Here is a 14,838-nt window from a genome sequence, read left to right as displayed (position 1 = left end):
GGGCCTTGTCGTCGGGAGCCCCAATGATCGGCATTTTTCTCATCACGCACGGCACGCTGGGCGAGGCGCTGGTACAGTGCGCCTGTCATGTGCTCAACAAGCGCCCGCCAGCGATCGCGCAGCTCGGCGTGTCGTCCCAGGACGACCCGCTCGACCTGCTGCCGATCGCGCGCGACATGCTGGCCTGGACCGATCACGGCCACGGCGTCATCGTGCTGACCGACGTGTTCGGCGCGACGCCGGCCAACCTCGCGATCAAGCTGCTGCAGCCCGGCCGGATCGAGGGGGTCGCCGGCGTGAATCTGCCGATGCTGCTGCGCGTGCTGACGCATCGCGACAAGGACATGGACACGCTCGTGCATCGCGCAATCAGCGGTGGATGTGACGGCGTGATACAGATGAGGTGACGAGCGGATGGCGCGCAAGGAAGTCGAGATCATCAACAAGCTGGGCCTGCATGCGCGCGCCTCGGCCAAGCTGACGCAAACCGCCAGCCAGTTCGGTTCGCATGTCTGGCTCGAGCGCAACGGGCGCCGGGTCAACGCCAAGAGCATCATGGGGGTCATGATGCTGGCGGCCGCGAAGGGTTCGAGCATCGTGATCGACACCGAGGGTGACGATGCCGACCAGGCCATGGAGGCGCTCGTCTCGCTGATCGGCGAGCGCTTCGGCGAGGAGGAATGACTCGATGGCATTCACGATCCACGGCCTGCCGGTGTCATCCGGCATCGCGATCGGTCATGTGCACCTCGTGTCGCACGCGTTGCTCGAGGTCAATCACTATCACATCGCCGAAAAGTACATCCCCGAGGAACTCGACCGGCTCGATGGTGCGGTCGCGACGGTGCAGGGCGAACTGGTCGGCCTGAAGGCTGCCGCCACGTCCGGCCACACCCACACCGAAGTCGGCGCCTTCGTCGACCTGCAGATGATGATGCTCGCCGATCCGATGCTGATCGATGCCGCGCGCGGGCACATCGAGGACAGGCGCTGCAACGCCGAATGGTCGCTGGTGCAGCAGATGGAGCATCTGGTGGAACAGTTCGACCAGATCGAGGATCCCTATCTGCGCGAGCGCAAGGCGGACGTCGTGCAGGTGGTCGAGCGGCTGGTCAAGGTGCTGCTCGGCTATCCCGGACATCTGCCGCCGAGGCGTCGCGACGGCCTGGGTACCATCGTGGTCGCGCACGACCTGTCGCCGGCCGACACGATCGGATTCCGGGATCACAACATCGCCGGCTTCGTCACCGATGTGGGCGGTCCCACCAGTCATACCGCGATCGTCGCGCGCAGCCTGTCGATCCCCGCGGTAGTCGGCCTTCATCACATTCGCCATCTGGTCGAAGAGGACGAACTGCTGATCATCGACGGAACCCGCGGCGTCGTGATCGTGGCCCCCGACGACAGGATCGTCGAAGAGTATCGTCTGCGTCGCACCGAGCTCGAACTGGAGCGCACCAAGCTCAACCGGCTCAAGGATACCCCGCCGACCACGCTGGACGGCGAGCACGTGAATCTGCTCGCCAACATCGAAGGCCCCAAGGATATCGGCCAGATCCGTGCGGTCAACGCCGACGGCGTCGGCCTGTACCGGACCGAGTTCCTGTTCATCGGGCGCGACAGCCTGCCGGACGAAGACGAGCAGTACGAGGCATACCGTGCGGTGCTCAAGGCGATGCCGGGCAAGCCCGTGACCATACGGACCTTCGACGTCGGTGCGGACAAGGCGCTGAACAACCCCGGCACCCGCTTCGAACCCAATCCGGCCCTCGGCCTGCGTGCGGTCCGTTTTTCGCTGTCCGAGCCCAAGATGTTCCTGACCCAGTTGCGCGCACTGTTGCGTGCGTCGGTGCACGGCGAGCTCAAGATCATGGTCCCGATGCTCGCCCACGCCAAGGAGATCGACCAGACACTTGCCCTGGTGGACCGGGCCCGCGTCGAACTCCGCGCCGAAGGCCTGAAGTTCGACGAGAAGCTCGAGATCGGCGCGATGATCGAGGTCCCCGCCGCGGCGCTGGCGCTCGGGATGTTCATCCGCAGGGTGTCCTTCCTGTCGATCGGCACCAACGACCTGATCCAATACACACTGGCGATCGACCGCTCCGACGAAGCGGTCGTGCACCTTTACGACCCCTTGCATCCAGCGGTGCTGAAGCTGATCGGCGGCACGATACAGGCGGGCGCACGCTACGGCCTGCAGGTGTCGGTATGCGGCGAGATGGCGGGGGATCCCAAGTACACGCTGCTGCTGCTGGGCATGGGTCTGCGAAACTTTTCGATGCATCCGGCCAATATCCTCGAGATCAAGCAGCAGGTTCTTCGGGCCGACGTCGGCGAACTCGCTCCGAAGGTGCAGCGCATCCTCAAGATGGACGAACAGGCCAAGGTGCACGATGCGGTGTCGCGCCTGACCGGCTGAACACGCGGGCGTCGGGATCGATGACGCGGCGTGGCGCGCGCCGACATCGCGAGGCCGCACATGCCGGGCTCGCTCGACATGCACGATGAGCCGCTGACGAAGCACGCCAGGTTTGACAATCCTATCGAGTAAGGCTAGTTTGGCTTTCATAGCGCCGATTTGAACCACAGCTTGCGGGCGCTCAATAAATTCGGCTAAAGCGAGGGCGACCCAGTCCGCGTTTTAGAGCCGGCTGGGTTTTTCTGTTTACCGACGACGACCATGATCCAACCCCAATCCATTGGTGTGGTGACGCCGCAATGTGCGCATTTCACCGAACCGCTGACGCTGCGAAGTGGCGGCGTGCTGCCCGCATACGAACTCGTCTATGAAACCTACGGCCAACTCAACGCCGCCGGCACCAACGCGGTGCTCGTCTGCCACGCGTTGTCCGGATCTCACCATGTGGCCGGAATCCATGTCGACGATGCGCGCAGCATCGGCTGGTGGGACAATCTGATCGGGCCCGGCAAACCACTGGATACCCGACGGTTCTTCGTGATCGGCGTGAACAACCTCGGGGGCTGCCACGGCAGCACCGGACCACGCTCGATCAATCCGGCCACCGGTCGGCATTGGGGCGCGGACTTCCCGTTCGTGACCGTAGAGGACTGGGTGACCAGCCAAGCCAGGCTTGCGGACCGGCTCGGCATCGAACGCTTCGCGGCCGTGGTCGGTGGTAGCCTGGGCGGCATGCAGGCGATCTCATGGTCGCTGCAGTACCCCGACCGGATCGCCAACGCGGTCGCGATCGCATCCGCGCCCAAGCTAAGCGCGCAGAACATCGCCTTCAACGAAGTCGCCCGTCAGGCGATTTTGAGCGATCCGGAATTTCATGGGGGCGATTTCTATGCGCACGGCATCGTACCGACGCGCGGCCTCAAGCTCGCGCGGATGATCGGACACATCACCTACCTGTCGGACGATTCGCTGGCCGAGAAATTCGGCCGCAGCCTGCGTCACGGCAAGACGATGTACAACTTCGACGTCGAGTTCGAGATCGAGTCCTACCTGCGTTATCAGGGCGACAAGTTCGCACAGACCTTCGACGCCAACACCTATCTGCTCACGACCAAGGCGCTCGATTACTTCGACCCGGCCTTCGAGCACGGCGGCAATCTGCCGGCGGCGCTGGCGCGCTCTAGCGCGGACTTTTTGGTGGTGTCGTTCAGCACCGACTGGCGTTTCTCGCCGGCACGCAGCCGCGAGATCGTCTATGCCCTGCTGCACAACCAGCGCAACGTCAGTTACGCGGAGATCGACTGCGCGGCAGGCCATGACTCGTTCCTGCTCGACGACCCGCATTACCACGCGGTGCTGCGCAGCTATTTCGACCGGATGAAACTATGAGCTACCGTTACGATTTCGATGTGATCGCCCAGTGGATCGATCCGGGCGAGAAGGTGCTGGACCTCGCCTGCGGCGACGGCACCCTGCTGAAGCACTTGATGCAGGTTCGCCAGGTACAGGGTTATGGCGTCGAGAACGATGTGAACAACGTCGTATCCTGCATTGAGAACGGCATCAATGTGATCCAGGTCGACCTCGAGAAGGGCCTGGCCGGCTTCGAGGATGGTTTCTTCGACCATGTCATCATGAGCCTGTCGCTGCAGGCCATACACAACACGCAGGGCATCCTGGCCGAAATGTTGCGTGTCGGTCGGGAGGCGGTGGTGAGTTTCCCGAACTTCGGCTATTGGCGCCATCGGCAGAGCATTCTTAACGGTCGCATGCCGGTCTCGGAAAGCCTGCCCCATCAGTGGTTCAACACGCCGAACGTGCGTTTCTTCACGATCTCGGATTTCGACGCATTGTGCGAGATCAACGGCATCGCGGTACGCGAGCGGCTCGCCTTCGACGACGGCAGGATGGTCACGGACGAGCCGAACTTTCAAGCCAGCGTCGCGGTGTATCGTCTGGGGCGCTTCGCAGCGCCGGACGGCCTGCGCGCCTGAGGCGAACTGGCGCGCCGACCTTCAGATCATCGCACTCAGCCCACCACGAAGTTGGCGACGTCAACCTTGATCGCCGGACGCTGTAGCGCAGCGGCTACCGCGGTGGCGAATGCCTTGGGCCATTCGCCACCACTCTTGAATCGCTCTTCGCCGCCGAACTTCGCGACATTGAGCACCATGTCCAGCACCAGCACCTTGCCCATCGGGTTGGACGGCGTGCACTCCAGGTCCTCGAATTCCTTGGCGAACCATGCGCGCGCCTGATCCTTGCCCATGTTGTTGACGTCCGCATCGTGCAGGACGACGTCGTATTCCCGGTCCTGCGCGAACGATACGGTGATGGTGTAGCTCATTTCGACCTCCCTTGTTTGCCCGAAATTTCAACCATGCTGCATTCTCGGCTTCCCTGCCCTCGCAGGCAACCCCATACGCTACCGTATCGCTGCATTGCACGATTGTAAAGCGTCATGCGTGTTGGGAGAATCGGTGGTGACTCGTTTCCGCCTGAAAATGCAGCCGGCAACCACGCGTGAGCCCGTCTATTGCGGTACATTGCGGAGCCGACCGGCGAACGAACCCCATCCGTGCACATGACCCTACGCTCCTTCCTGCATCATGTTCTGGTTGCCGCAGCGGCCGATCCGAACATCTCCGACCTGCTTCGACCGCGGGTCGTCCTTTCGCACGACAACGGTTTCGGAACGTGCTGACGATGCGGCTATCGCAGCGCATCGATGCCGAACGCCTGCAGGAGTTGCTGCGCTACACGCACGACATCGCCAAGGTCGGCACCTGGGAGCGGAATCTGGTCAGCGGCGAGGTATGGTGGTCGGACGAGTTCAGGGCCTTGCTGAGCATACCGCTGGATGCGCCGGCCAGACCAGAATGCGTGCTCGAACGCATCCATCCAGACGACCGGGACGCGGTCCGCGCCAATCTCGCCAATGCCTACCTCAATGGCACCTCGCAGGACCAGGATTTTCGCGTGCTGCGCGCGGACGGACTGGTGTGCAGATTTCAGTCACGCGTGCGGGTCGAGACCGCAGCAGACGGCAGCGCTGCACGGGCGATCGGCACGATTCAGGACGTGACGGTCCAGGTTGCGGTCGAGGAGGAACTGCGACGTCAGACCGGCTACCTGACGGCCATTCTCAATCACCTGCCGCAGGGCATCAGCGTGTTCGACGAACACCTGCGGCTGCAGTACTGGAATGCGCAGCTTGCGGAAGTGCTGGGCTTGCCCGAGGCGCTCCTGTATCGCAACGTCCGTTTCGAGGATCTGATCATGGTCCCGGCCGAACGGGGCGAGTATGGCCCGGGTGACCCGGTCGAACTGGTTCGTGCACGGCGCGAACTCGCACTGCGCTTCGAGGCCCACCGCTTCGAGCGCACCCGGCCCAACGGACGCACCCATCTGGTCATCGGCGAACCGATGCACATCGATGGTCGGATCGCGGGTTTCATCACCACCTATACCGACATCACACAGCAGAAGACGGTCGAAAGCACGCTCGAGCGGCAAAACCATGTGCTGAAGTCCATCATCGATCACATCCCGTGCGGGGTGTCGCTGTTCGACCAGGACATGCGCCTGCTTGCGTACAACGACGAGCTCAAGCGGGTACTGGATTTTCCGGACGAGCTGTTCGAGCGGGACGAGGTCACGCTGCAGGATTTGCTGCTCTTCAATGCCATCCGTGGGGAATACGGCCCGGGCGACCCGCAGGCCCTCGCGCGTGATCTTGCCGAACGGGCGAAGCACCCCCGGCCGCACAGCTTCGAGCGCGTACGTCCGGACGGCAAGGTCATTCATGTGCGGGGACAACCTCTGCCTGACGGTGGTTTCGTCACGATCTACAACGACATCACCGAGCTCAAGCAGGCCGAACGCGGTCGGATGCTGGCCGACAAGGTCTTCGAGAACACGCCCGAGGCGATCGTGATCATCGATCTGCATCACCGCATCGTGTCTGCGAACCCGGCCTTTCTGAGCATGACCGGCCTGGACGCAGACATCGTCGTCGGCCAGCCATTCAGTCCGGGCCACGACGATGGCGGACACAACGGCGCACTCGATTCGGACACGATCTGGAGGATACTCGAGAAGCAGGGAACATTCGTCGGCGAAACCCTCGGGCGCCGCGCCGATGGCACCGTGTTCCCGCGCGCGCTGACGATGACCACGGTGCGAGACCACAAGGACGAAAAGATCACGCATTTCGTTGCGATCTTCACCGACATCTCCGAGCGAAAGCGCGCGGAGGCCGATATTCAGCATCTCGCCCATCATGATGCGCTGACCGGGCTGGCCAACCGCTTTTCGCTTTACGCACGGCTGGAACAGTCGATCGCCGACGCGAAGCGAAACCGACAGTCGCTGGCGGTTCTGTTCCTCGATCTCGATCGCTTCAAGAACGTCAACGACTCGCTCGGACATCATGTCGGCGATACGCTTCTGGTGGAGGTCGGTCGGCGCCTGCTGGCATCGGTGCGGGAAGCGGATACGGTGGCACGACTCGGCGGCGACGAGTTCGTCATCGTGCTGCAAGGGATCTCGGACTCGGCCGCCGCGGCCCATGTCACCGGCGGCCTGCTGTCCGGTCTGTCCGCACCCTACATGATCGACGGTGTCGAACTGCATGCGATTCCGTCGATCGGCATCAGCCTCTACCCGGACGACAGCAACACGCCAACCGGTCTGCTACGCAACGCCGATGCGGCCATGTATCACGCCAAGGCACTCGGACGCGGCAATTACCAGTTTTTCACCGAGGAGCTCAACCGTGCGGCGACCGAGCGCCTGAAGCTCGAGGGCAAGCTGCGTCGGGCGGTGTTGCGCGAGGAATTCGAGCTTTGGTACCAGCCGCTGCTGGACGCCGCCGACCAGCGCCTGACCGGCTTCGAGGCGCTGTTGCGCTGGCGACAGGAGGACGGCACGCTGATTTCACCGGAGCGCTTCATCCCGCTCGCCGAAGAGACCGGCGTCATCGTCGAGCTCGGCAACTGGGCCATCGACCAGGCCTGCCGTCAGTTGGTGAGCTGGCAGGCCATGGGACTGGACGGCCTGCGCATGTCGGTCAACCTGTCGGCTCGCCAGTTACGCGACTCCGGACTGACCGACACGGTCGCCCGGGCACTCAGCCACAACGGGCTGTCGCCGAGCGCGCTCGAACTCGAGATCACCGAGAGTTCGGTGATGGAACGCCCCACCGAGGCGATCGAGTTGCTCGATGCGCTGAAGGCCTCGGGCGTCAGCATCGCGATCGACGACTTCGGCACGGGCTACTCTTCGCTGTCCTATCTGAAGCTGTTCCCGCTGGACCGTCTCAAGATCGATCGCTCCTTCGTGTCCGACATCGAAACCGACCCCAACGACGCGGCCATCGTCACGGCCGCGGTCTCGCTGGCGCACAACCTCGGCCTCAGAGTGATCGCCGAGGGGGTGGAAACCGCCACCCAGGTGGCCAGGTTGCGCGAGCTCGGTTGCGACGAACTGCAGGGTTATCACTTCAGCAAGCCCCTGCCCGCTCCCGAGGCGGAGGCCTACCTGCGCGCGCACCGTGCAGCCTGGAAACCCGCCTGATCCTTCGCGCCCACGCCCGGCCCGCCATTCTGGGATAATCCGGACACCCGCCCCACGCCGAGTCCCCCGTGTCATCGACCCGCTGTCCTGCCTGGCTCGCCCCGTTGCTGAATCGCAGGATGCTGATCTGCATCTTCACCGGTTTCGCATCCGGCCTGCCGCTCTATCTGCTGCTCAACCTGGTGCCGGCGTGGCTGCGTACCGAAGGGCTGAGTCTGCGCGCGATCGGCGCCTTTGCGCTGATCCAGTTTCCCTACACATGGAAGTTCCTGTGGGCGCCGCTTCTGGATCGGTACGGCATCCTGCCGTGGCTGGGACGCAGACGCAGCTGGATGCTGGTTTCCCAGCTTGGTCTGGTAGCCTCGATCGCATGGCTCGGCCAGCTGTCGCCGGTCGATCATCTCGCGCTGGTGGTCGCGCTGACCGCGGCGCTGGCCTTCCTGTCCGCGACCCAGGATATCGCGCTCGACGCATTCCGGCGGGAGATCCTGCCCGACCTGGAGCTGGGGCTCGGCAATGCGATTCACGTGAACGCGTACCGGATCGCAGGACTCGTCCCCGGTTCGATCTCGCTGATCCTCGCGGATCGACTGCCATGGGATCAGGTGTTCATCATCACCGCAATGTTCATGCTGCCCGGCGTCGCGATGACGCTGATGGTGCGCGAACCACGGGCCGCGTCGGGCGCGCCTCGCACGCTGCGCGACGCGGTGATCGAACCCTTCCGCGAGTTCTTCGGCCGGCACGGCGTGCGTTCGGCGCTGTTCGTGCTGCTGTTCCTGTTCCTTTACAAGCTCGGCGATTCGCTGTGTACCGCGCTGGCCACGCCGTTCTACCTGGACATGGGCTACAGCATGACGGACATCGGCGTCATCGCGAAAAACGCGGGACTGTGGCCGATGGTGTTTGGCGGCATCCTGGGCGGGCTGTGGATGGTGAAGCTCGGCATCAATCGCGCACTCTGGTTGTTCGGCGTGGTGCAGCTGGTGACCATCCTCGGATTCGTGTGGCTGGCCTGGCTGGGGCCTGCGCCTTCGGACGGCGGCCGCCTGGTCATGCTCGCCGTCGTGATCACCGGCGAGGCACTCGGGGCCGGACTCGGCACCACCGCCTTTGTCGCATTCATGGCGCGCACCACCCATCCTGCCTACACGGCGACCCAGTTCGCGCTATTCACCAGCCTGATGGCCGTGCCCCGTACCTTCATCAACGCATCGGCCGGTTGGCTGGTGGAACAGCTCGGGTGGACCACGTTCTTCTGGGCCTGCTTTGCGCTCGCACTCCCCGGCATGCTGCTGCTGTTGAGAGTGGCGCCGTGGAACGGCGAAAATGCAGCGATCGCGGCCATGCCGGGGAGAGCCTGAACATGAACACCACTGCAACCGACCTGATTTCAGCCGCGCACGCACTGTCCGACGAGGTCGCTCGGCTGCATTTCTCACCGCCGGTCACGCATGTCTACAACCCGCTCGACTACGCCGGCGCCATCCATGATGCCTATGTCGCCCGGTATGCGGACGGTCCACGGCGAGTTCTCTTCATCGGCATGAATCCCGGTCCGTTCGGCATGACCCAGACCGGGGTGCCATTCGGCGAGATCGGGGCAGTACGCGACTGGCTGAAACTGGAAGGTCCGGTACGCAAGCCCGCCGGAGAGAATCCGAAACGTCCGGTCGAGGGCTTTGCCTGCACCCGCTCGGAGGTGTCCGGGCGACGACTGTGGGGGCTGTTTCGCGCGCGCTTCGGGGCGCCCGACGCGTTCTTTGCCGAGCACTATGTCGCGAACTACTGCCCGCTGGTGTTCTTCGACGGCGGGCGCAATGTCACGCCGGACAAGCTGCTGGCGGCCGAATCCGGTCCGCTGCTGAAGGCCTGCGACCGACATCTGCGGCAGGTCGTGGGCACTCTGCAGCCCGAGTGGATCATCGGCATCGGCGCCTGGGCCGAAGCGCGTGCGACCGCCGCGCTCGACACAGACCCGGCCCTGCGTGCGCGTGTTCACATCGGGCGCGTGCTGCACCCGAGTCCGGCGAGTCCGGCCGCCAATCGCGGCTGGGCCGAGGCGGCGACGCGACAGCTGACGGCGTTGGGTGTCTGGATGGAACCCTCGTGAACCGAAGCTCGACGACTCATCGCTTCAGGCCGCGCATCGGCATCGACCTGGGCGGCACCAAGACCGAGATCATCGCGCTCGACGATGCCGACCGCACGCTGCTGCGCCGACGCGTGCCCACTCCGCCCGACGATTACACTGCAACACTGGACATGCTGGTGCGCCTGGTGGCGGAGGCCGAACAGGCGCTCGCGTGCCGCGCCAGCGTCGGCGTGGGCACGCCGGGCTCACTGTCGCCCGCGACCGGACGCATGCGCAATGCCAACTCCACCTGTCTGAACGGCTGGCCCCTGCTGGCCGACCTGAGCGCGCGACTCGGTCGCGACGTACGAATCGCGAACGACGCGAACTGCCTCGCGGCATCCGAAGCCGCCGACGGCGCGGGCAGGGGGCCCGGAACCGTTTTCGCGGTGATCCTCGGAACCGGCGTCGGGGGAGGACTCGTGGTCGATGGCCACCTGCTCGCAGGAGCGAACCGCATCGCGGGCGAATGGGGACACAATCCGCTCGCGTTCAGCGACGACGACCGCTTCGATCGCGTGCGCTGTTATTGCGGCCGGGTCGGCTGTATCGAAACCCGGCTGTCCGGCCCCGGCATGGCGGCCGAGCACGCCGCCCTGAACGGTCCGCATCTCGCGCCGTCGGAGATCGTCACGCACGCAGCGCACGGTGATCGCGACTGTGAAGACACGCTGCAACGTTACGAACGAAGACTGGCTCGCGCGCTCGCGACGGTCATCAACATCGTCGATCCGGATGTGATCGTGCTCGGCGGAGGTCTGTCGAACATGGACCGCCTGTACGCAAGCGTGCCACGCCTGTGGCGGGAGCACATTTTCTCCGATGTGGTCGGCACGCGACTCGTGAAAAGCCTGCATGGCGATTCATCGGGTGTGCGCGGCGCGGCCCGCTTATGGCCGCTCGCCGCGCGAGACTGACTGCGAATCGCCGGACAGGCGTCTTCGGTGACGACCCGATCCGCTCACCCGACGATGCCGGCTCAGACCTCGAGCGGATCGATGTCGATCTGCCAGCGCAGATCACGCGGCAGGCGCTGTGCGCGCACCACCGGCAACCATTCGGACAGGAAGGCATGCAGCGGCCGCCGCTCGTCGGCTTCGACCAGCAGCTGGGCGCGCTCCCGCCGGGCCAGTCGGGTCAGGCGCATCGGTACCGCGTCGAACACGCGCACACCTGCCGGCGCCATGTCCAGCGCAAGTCGCCGGACATGGGCCAGAAAACGCTGCACATCCTCCAGCGCCGGTCCATCGGCGCGCAGCATCGCCTGAAAGGTATGCGGCGGAAACCCGGCCTGCTTGCGCTCCTCGAGTTCGCGCGCGGCGAACCGGTCGAAATCGTGGGCGACCAGGCAACGGTACAGGGGATGGTCCGGATGCTCGGTCTGGATCAGCACCTCTCCGGCCAGGTGCGCGCGCCCGGCGCGTCCGCCGACCTGCATCAGCTGTTGAAAGAGGCGCTCCGGGGCGCGGAAGTCGGCCGCATGCAGCGACGCATCGGCACCGATGACGCCGACCAGTGTGAGCTTTGGGAAATCATGCCCCTTCGCCATCATCTGCGTCCCGACCAGAATGTCGGCGTCGCCGGCGCCGATCCGGGCCAGCAGTCCTTCCCACTGTTTGCGTGTGCGCGCCGAATCCCGATCGATTCGCAACACCCTGGCTTCCGGAAAGAGCTCGATCAGTCGTGCCTCGATCCGCTGGGTGCCGCGACCGAATGGCTGGATGTCCTGATTGCCGCACACCGGGCAGGCCGGCGGGATGGCGCTGTCGCAACCGCAATGATGGCAACGCAGGCGTCGATCCGCGAGATGGACCACGAGGTTGGCCGAACAGTGGGGACAATGACTGATCCAGCCACAGGACGGGCAGGACAGGACCGGCGCATAGCCGCGACGATTCAGGAACACCAGACTCTGCTCGCCGCGAGCCAGTCCGTGTTCCAGTGCGGCCTTCAGCGCCGGGCTGATGCCTTCGTCCAGGCGTACGCGCCGGGTGTCGAGGCAGCGAACCGTGGGCAATGAATCGGAGATCGCACGGGTGCTCAGGCGCAGGCTGCGATAGCGTCCGCTGCGCGCATGCTGCCAGCTCTCCAGCGACGGCGTCGCGGAGCCGAGCACGACGGGCACATCGCACTGACGCGCCCGCCACACCGCGACATCGCGCGCCGAATAGCGCAGACCTTCCTGCTGCTTGTAGGACGCGTCATGCTCCTCGTCGATCAGGATCAGACCCAGCCGCGGCATCGGCGTGAATATCGACAAGCGGGTGCCGAGAACGATGTCGGCCGCACCCTCCAAGGCCTGCACGAAGCCCCGTGAGCGGGGACCCTCGGCCAGTCCGGAGTGCAGACTCACGACATTGGCTGACGGGAAGCGGGCCGCCACGCGTCCTTCGAGCTGCGGCGTCAGCGCGATCTCCGGCACGAGCATCAGAACCTGCCGCCCTCGCGCCAGGCGCTCCTCGGCCAGGCGCAGATAGACCTCGGTCTTGCCGCTACCTGTCACGCCCTGCAGCAACCAGCAGGCGAAGCCGGGCCCCGCGGCTTGGACCGCCGCCAGCGCCCGCGTCTGCTCGTCGGTGAGCGGCGGACGCACGAGGCCGGTCGCGGCCCGGTCCGGGGCATCGGTCGGCGCGATCCAGCCACGCTTCAGTGCATCCGCGAGCGCCTTGCCGTTCGGCAGGGCACGCGCCTGGCTTCGCCGCAACAGCCCGGATGACGCCAGTTCGCGCAACAAGGCCAGCGCCCGGTTCGCGCGTGGCGTCGCATCGAGTGCCGCGCGGCCGGCAGGGGTGATGCACAGGAAGGGATCGAGGGGGTCGCTGCTGACCGCGTCGGCGCGCCGCAAACCCGGCGGCAAGGCCAGCGCGACGACTTCTCCGAGCGGGGCATGGTAGTAGTGGGACACGAACCGTACCAACGCTAGCCAGTCCGCCGGCAACGCGGGAACCTCGCGCTGAATGTGATGCACGGATCTGAGTCGGACCGGATCGACGTCCGACTCGGCGGGCAGGGCCACGATCAGACCGGTCTTCTGGGCTTTGCCGAACGGAACACGCACGCATCGGCCGACATCGCCGTCTTCGACATTTTCTGCTTTGTAATCAAACAGCTGCGGAACAGGAACCGGCAACGCCACCCGGACGATGCGTTCCCCGGAATCCGCCATTTATATCAACCTCTTTATTATCAATATGTTATAAGACAACTCTGAGAAAGTAATGTGCAAACGCGACTAACTGCTTGCCACAAAACCTCTTGTTTGTTTGTCCACACATTCTGTGGATAAGTTTGTGCATAGCGTGGGCGAAACGGCCTCAAAGCGCCTAAGTACAAGCCACTCTGTCACTTTGCCTTAACAATAGGCATTTACATATCCGTTTTAAATCAGACACTTGAAAAAATCATGTTGCCGTGCACAACTTTTCCACAAATGCTCTGTCTGGAACACCGCGATGTGTATAAGTCAAGCGTAAAACAAAAACTTTTGGCCTTGACAACACGCCGGGAACTTTGGTTTGACCATTGTTGATGCGTCCGTAGCAAAGACCGACGGTCCTTCCGGAAGCAGGTTTCAGCTGCCGGCGCCCCGCAGCGAGCGGCTGTGCTCATGAACGGTATCGACCAGTACGCTGACCGACTCGGGCGGAGTGAATTGAGAGATGCCATGTCCGAGGTTGAACACATGACCGGGATGCGGCCCGAAGGCGTCCAGCACCTTGCGCGCCTCGCTCGCGACCACGTCGGACGGAGCGAACAACACGTTCGGATCGAGATTGCCCTGCAGCGCCACCCGGTCGCCGACCAAGGCCCGGGCACGGCCGATATCCATCGTCCAGTCCAGGCCCACCGCGTCACTGCCCAGTGCGGCGATGCTCTCCAGCCACAAGCCCCCGCCCTTGGTGAACACGATGCTGGGGACTCGGCGCCCGTCGTTCTCGCGGATCAGGCCATCGACCACCCGCTTGAGGTATGGGAGCGAAAACGCATGATAGGCGGCCTCGGACAATACCCCGCCCCAGGAGTCGAACACCATCGCCGCCTGGGCGCCTGATTCGATCTGCGCGTTCAGGTAGGCGGTGACCGCGTCGGCGGTCACGCTCAGGATGTGGTGCATCAGATCCGGCCGGCTGTAGGCCAGGCTCTTGACCTTGCGATAGTCGGAGGAGGACCCGCCCTCGACCATGTAACAGGCCAGCGTCCACGGACTCCCCGAGAAGCCGATCAAGGGTACGTTGCCATCGAGCGCGCGACGAATCTCGGATACCGCATCCATCACGTACTGCAGTTCGGCGTGGGGATCGGGCACCGACAGGTTACGGATCTCCCATTCATCGCGCAGCGGGCGCTCGAAGCGCGGCCCCTCGCCTTCGGCGAAATACAGGCCCAGACCCATCGCGTCCGGTACGGTGAGGATGTCCGAAAACAGGATGGCCGCATCCAGGTCGTAGCGCGCGAGCGGCTGTAACGTGACCTCGCAGGCCAGATCCTTGTTCTTGCACAGCTGCAGAAAGCTGCCGGCGCGACGGCGCGTTTCACAGTATTCCGGCAGATATCGCCCGGCCTGACGCATCAGCCAGATCGGCGTGTATTCGGTGGGCTCGCGCATCAGTGCGCGCAAGAATGTGTCGTTGGCGAGGCGGCTCACGTTGGGATCCTTTGATTATGGCGATTCGGTTCAACCCCGGATTATCCCGGTTTTCAGACCGGG

Annotated in this window: 12 protein-coding genes; 9 read left to right on the top strand and 3 right to left on the bottom strand. The window is 64.3% G+C overall.

Going from position 1 to position 14,838, the window contains the following annotated elements; genetic code table 11:
• The first annotated feature begins 23 nt into the window (after positions 1-23).
• From ACKVEX_RS08755 to metW, 5 genes are all read left to right on the top strand, one after another.
• Entirely contained in the window at positions 24-407 is a 384-nt protein-coding gene (locus ACKVEX_RS08755) for a PTS sugar transporter subunit IIA (RefSeq protein ID WP_473215331.1), read from the top strand.
• 7 nt (positions 408-414) lie between these two features.
• The gene (locus ACKVEX_RS08750; protein ID WP_473215330.1) at positions 415-684 is read left to right on the top strand and encodes an HPr family phosphocarrier protein; all 270 of its coding nucleotides are present in this window, start codon (positions 415-417) and stop codon (positions 682-684) included.
• A 4-nt stretch (positions 685-688) separates the two neighbouring features.
• Positions 689-2,419, top strand: coding sequence for a phosphoenolpyruvate--protein phosphotransferase (gene ptsP / locus ACKVEX_RS08745; protein WP_473215329.1), 1,731 nt, complete (start codon positions 689-691; stop codon positions 2,417-2,419).
• Between the two features lie 261 nt (positions 2,420-2,680).
• Positions 2,681-3,808, top strand: a complete 1,128-nt coding sequence (gene metX, locus ACKVEX_RS08740; RefSeq protein ID WP_473215328.1) for a homoserine O-succinyltransferase MetX — start codon at positions 2,681-2,683, stop codon at positions 3,806-3,808.
• Positions 3,805-4,413: a methionine biosynthesis protein MetW gene (metW, locus tag ACKVEX_RS08735; protein WP_473215327.1), complete on the top strand. Its 609-nt coding sequence runs from the start codon at positions 3,805-3,807 to the stop codon at positions 4,411-4,413. The genes metX and metW overlap by 4 nt, the downstream gene beginning before the upstream one ends.
• Before the next feature lie 35 nt (positions 4,414-4,448).
• On the opposite strand, the gene ACKVEX_RS08730 is transcribed toward metW, so the two are convergent.
• Entirely contained in the window at positions 4,449-4,766 is a 318-nt protein-coding gene (locus ACKVEX_RS08730; protein WP_473215326.1) for a hypothetical protein, read from the bottom strand.
• Positions 4,767-5,125: 359 nt separating this feature from the next.
• Here ACKVEX_RS08730 and ACKVEX_RS08725 point away from each other — a divergent pair, with 359 nt between their 5' ends.
• From ACKVEX_RS08725 to ACKVEX_RS08710, 4 genes are all read left to right on the top strand, one after another.
• Entirely contained in the window at positions 5,126-7,996 is a 2,871-nt protein-coding gene (locus ACKVEX_RS08725; protein WP_473215325.1) for an EAL domain-containing protein, read from the top strand.
• Between the two features lie 68 nt (positions 7,997-8,064).
• On the top strand, positions 8,065-9,360 hold the full coding sequence (locus ACKVEX_RS08720; protein ID WP_473215324.1) for an AmpG family muropeptide MFS transporter: 1,296 nt from the start codon (positions 8,065-8,067) through the stop codon (positions 9,358-9,360).
• Between the two features lie 2 nt (positions 9,361-9,362).
• Positions 9,363-10,109 carry a uracil-DNA glycosylase family protein gene (locus ACKVEX_RS08715; RefSeq protein ID WP_473215323.1) on the top strand — a complete coding sequence of 249 codons (747 nt, stop codon included), beginning with the start codon at positions 9,363-9,365 and terminating at the stop codon, positions 10,107-10,109.
• On the top strand, positions 10,106-11,047 hold the full coding sequence (locus tag ACKVEX_RS08710) for an ROK family protein (protein WP_473215322.1): 942 nt from the start codon (positions 10,106-10,108) through the stop codon (positions 11,045-11,047). The genes ACKVEX_RS08715 and ACKVEX_RS08710 overlap by 4 nt, the downstream gene beginning before the upstream one ends.
• 62 nt (positions 11,048-11,109) lie before the next feature.
• On the opposite strand, the gene ACKVEX_RS08705 is transcribed toward ACKVEX_RS08710, so the two are convergent.
• Complete coding sequence (locus tag ACKVEX_RS08705; RefSeq protein WP_473215321.1) at positions 11,110-13,296, bottom strand: primosomal protein N'; 2,187 nt, start codon at positions 13,294-13,296, stop codon at positions 11,110-11,112.
• 405 nt (positions 13,297-13,701) lie between these two features.
• On the bottom strand, positions 13,702-14,775 hold the full coding sequence (gene hemE / locus ACKVEX_RS08700) for a uroporphyrinogen decarboxylase (RefSeq protein ID WP_473215320.1): 1,074 nt from the start codon (positions 14,773-14,775) through the stop codon (positions 13,702-13,704).
• Positions 14,776-14,838: the final 63 nt, after the last annotated feature.

Origin of the sequence: Denitraticella aggregata (genome assembly GCF_048158365.1) — a bacterium.
Taxonomy (GTDB): domain Bacteria; phylum Pseudomonadota; class Gammaproteobacteria; order Burkholderiales; family Rhodocyclaceae; genus Azoarcus_F.
The sequence above is the reverse complement of the archived record's forward strand: the minus strand, read 5'-3'. Positions and strand labels throughout refer to the sequence as shown.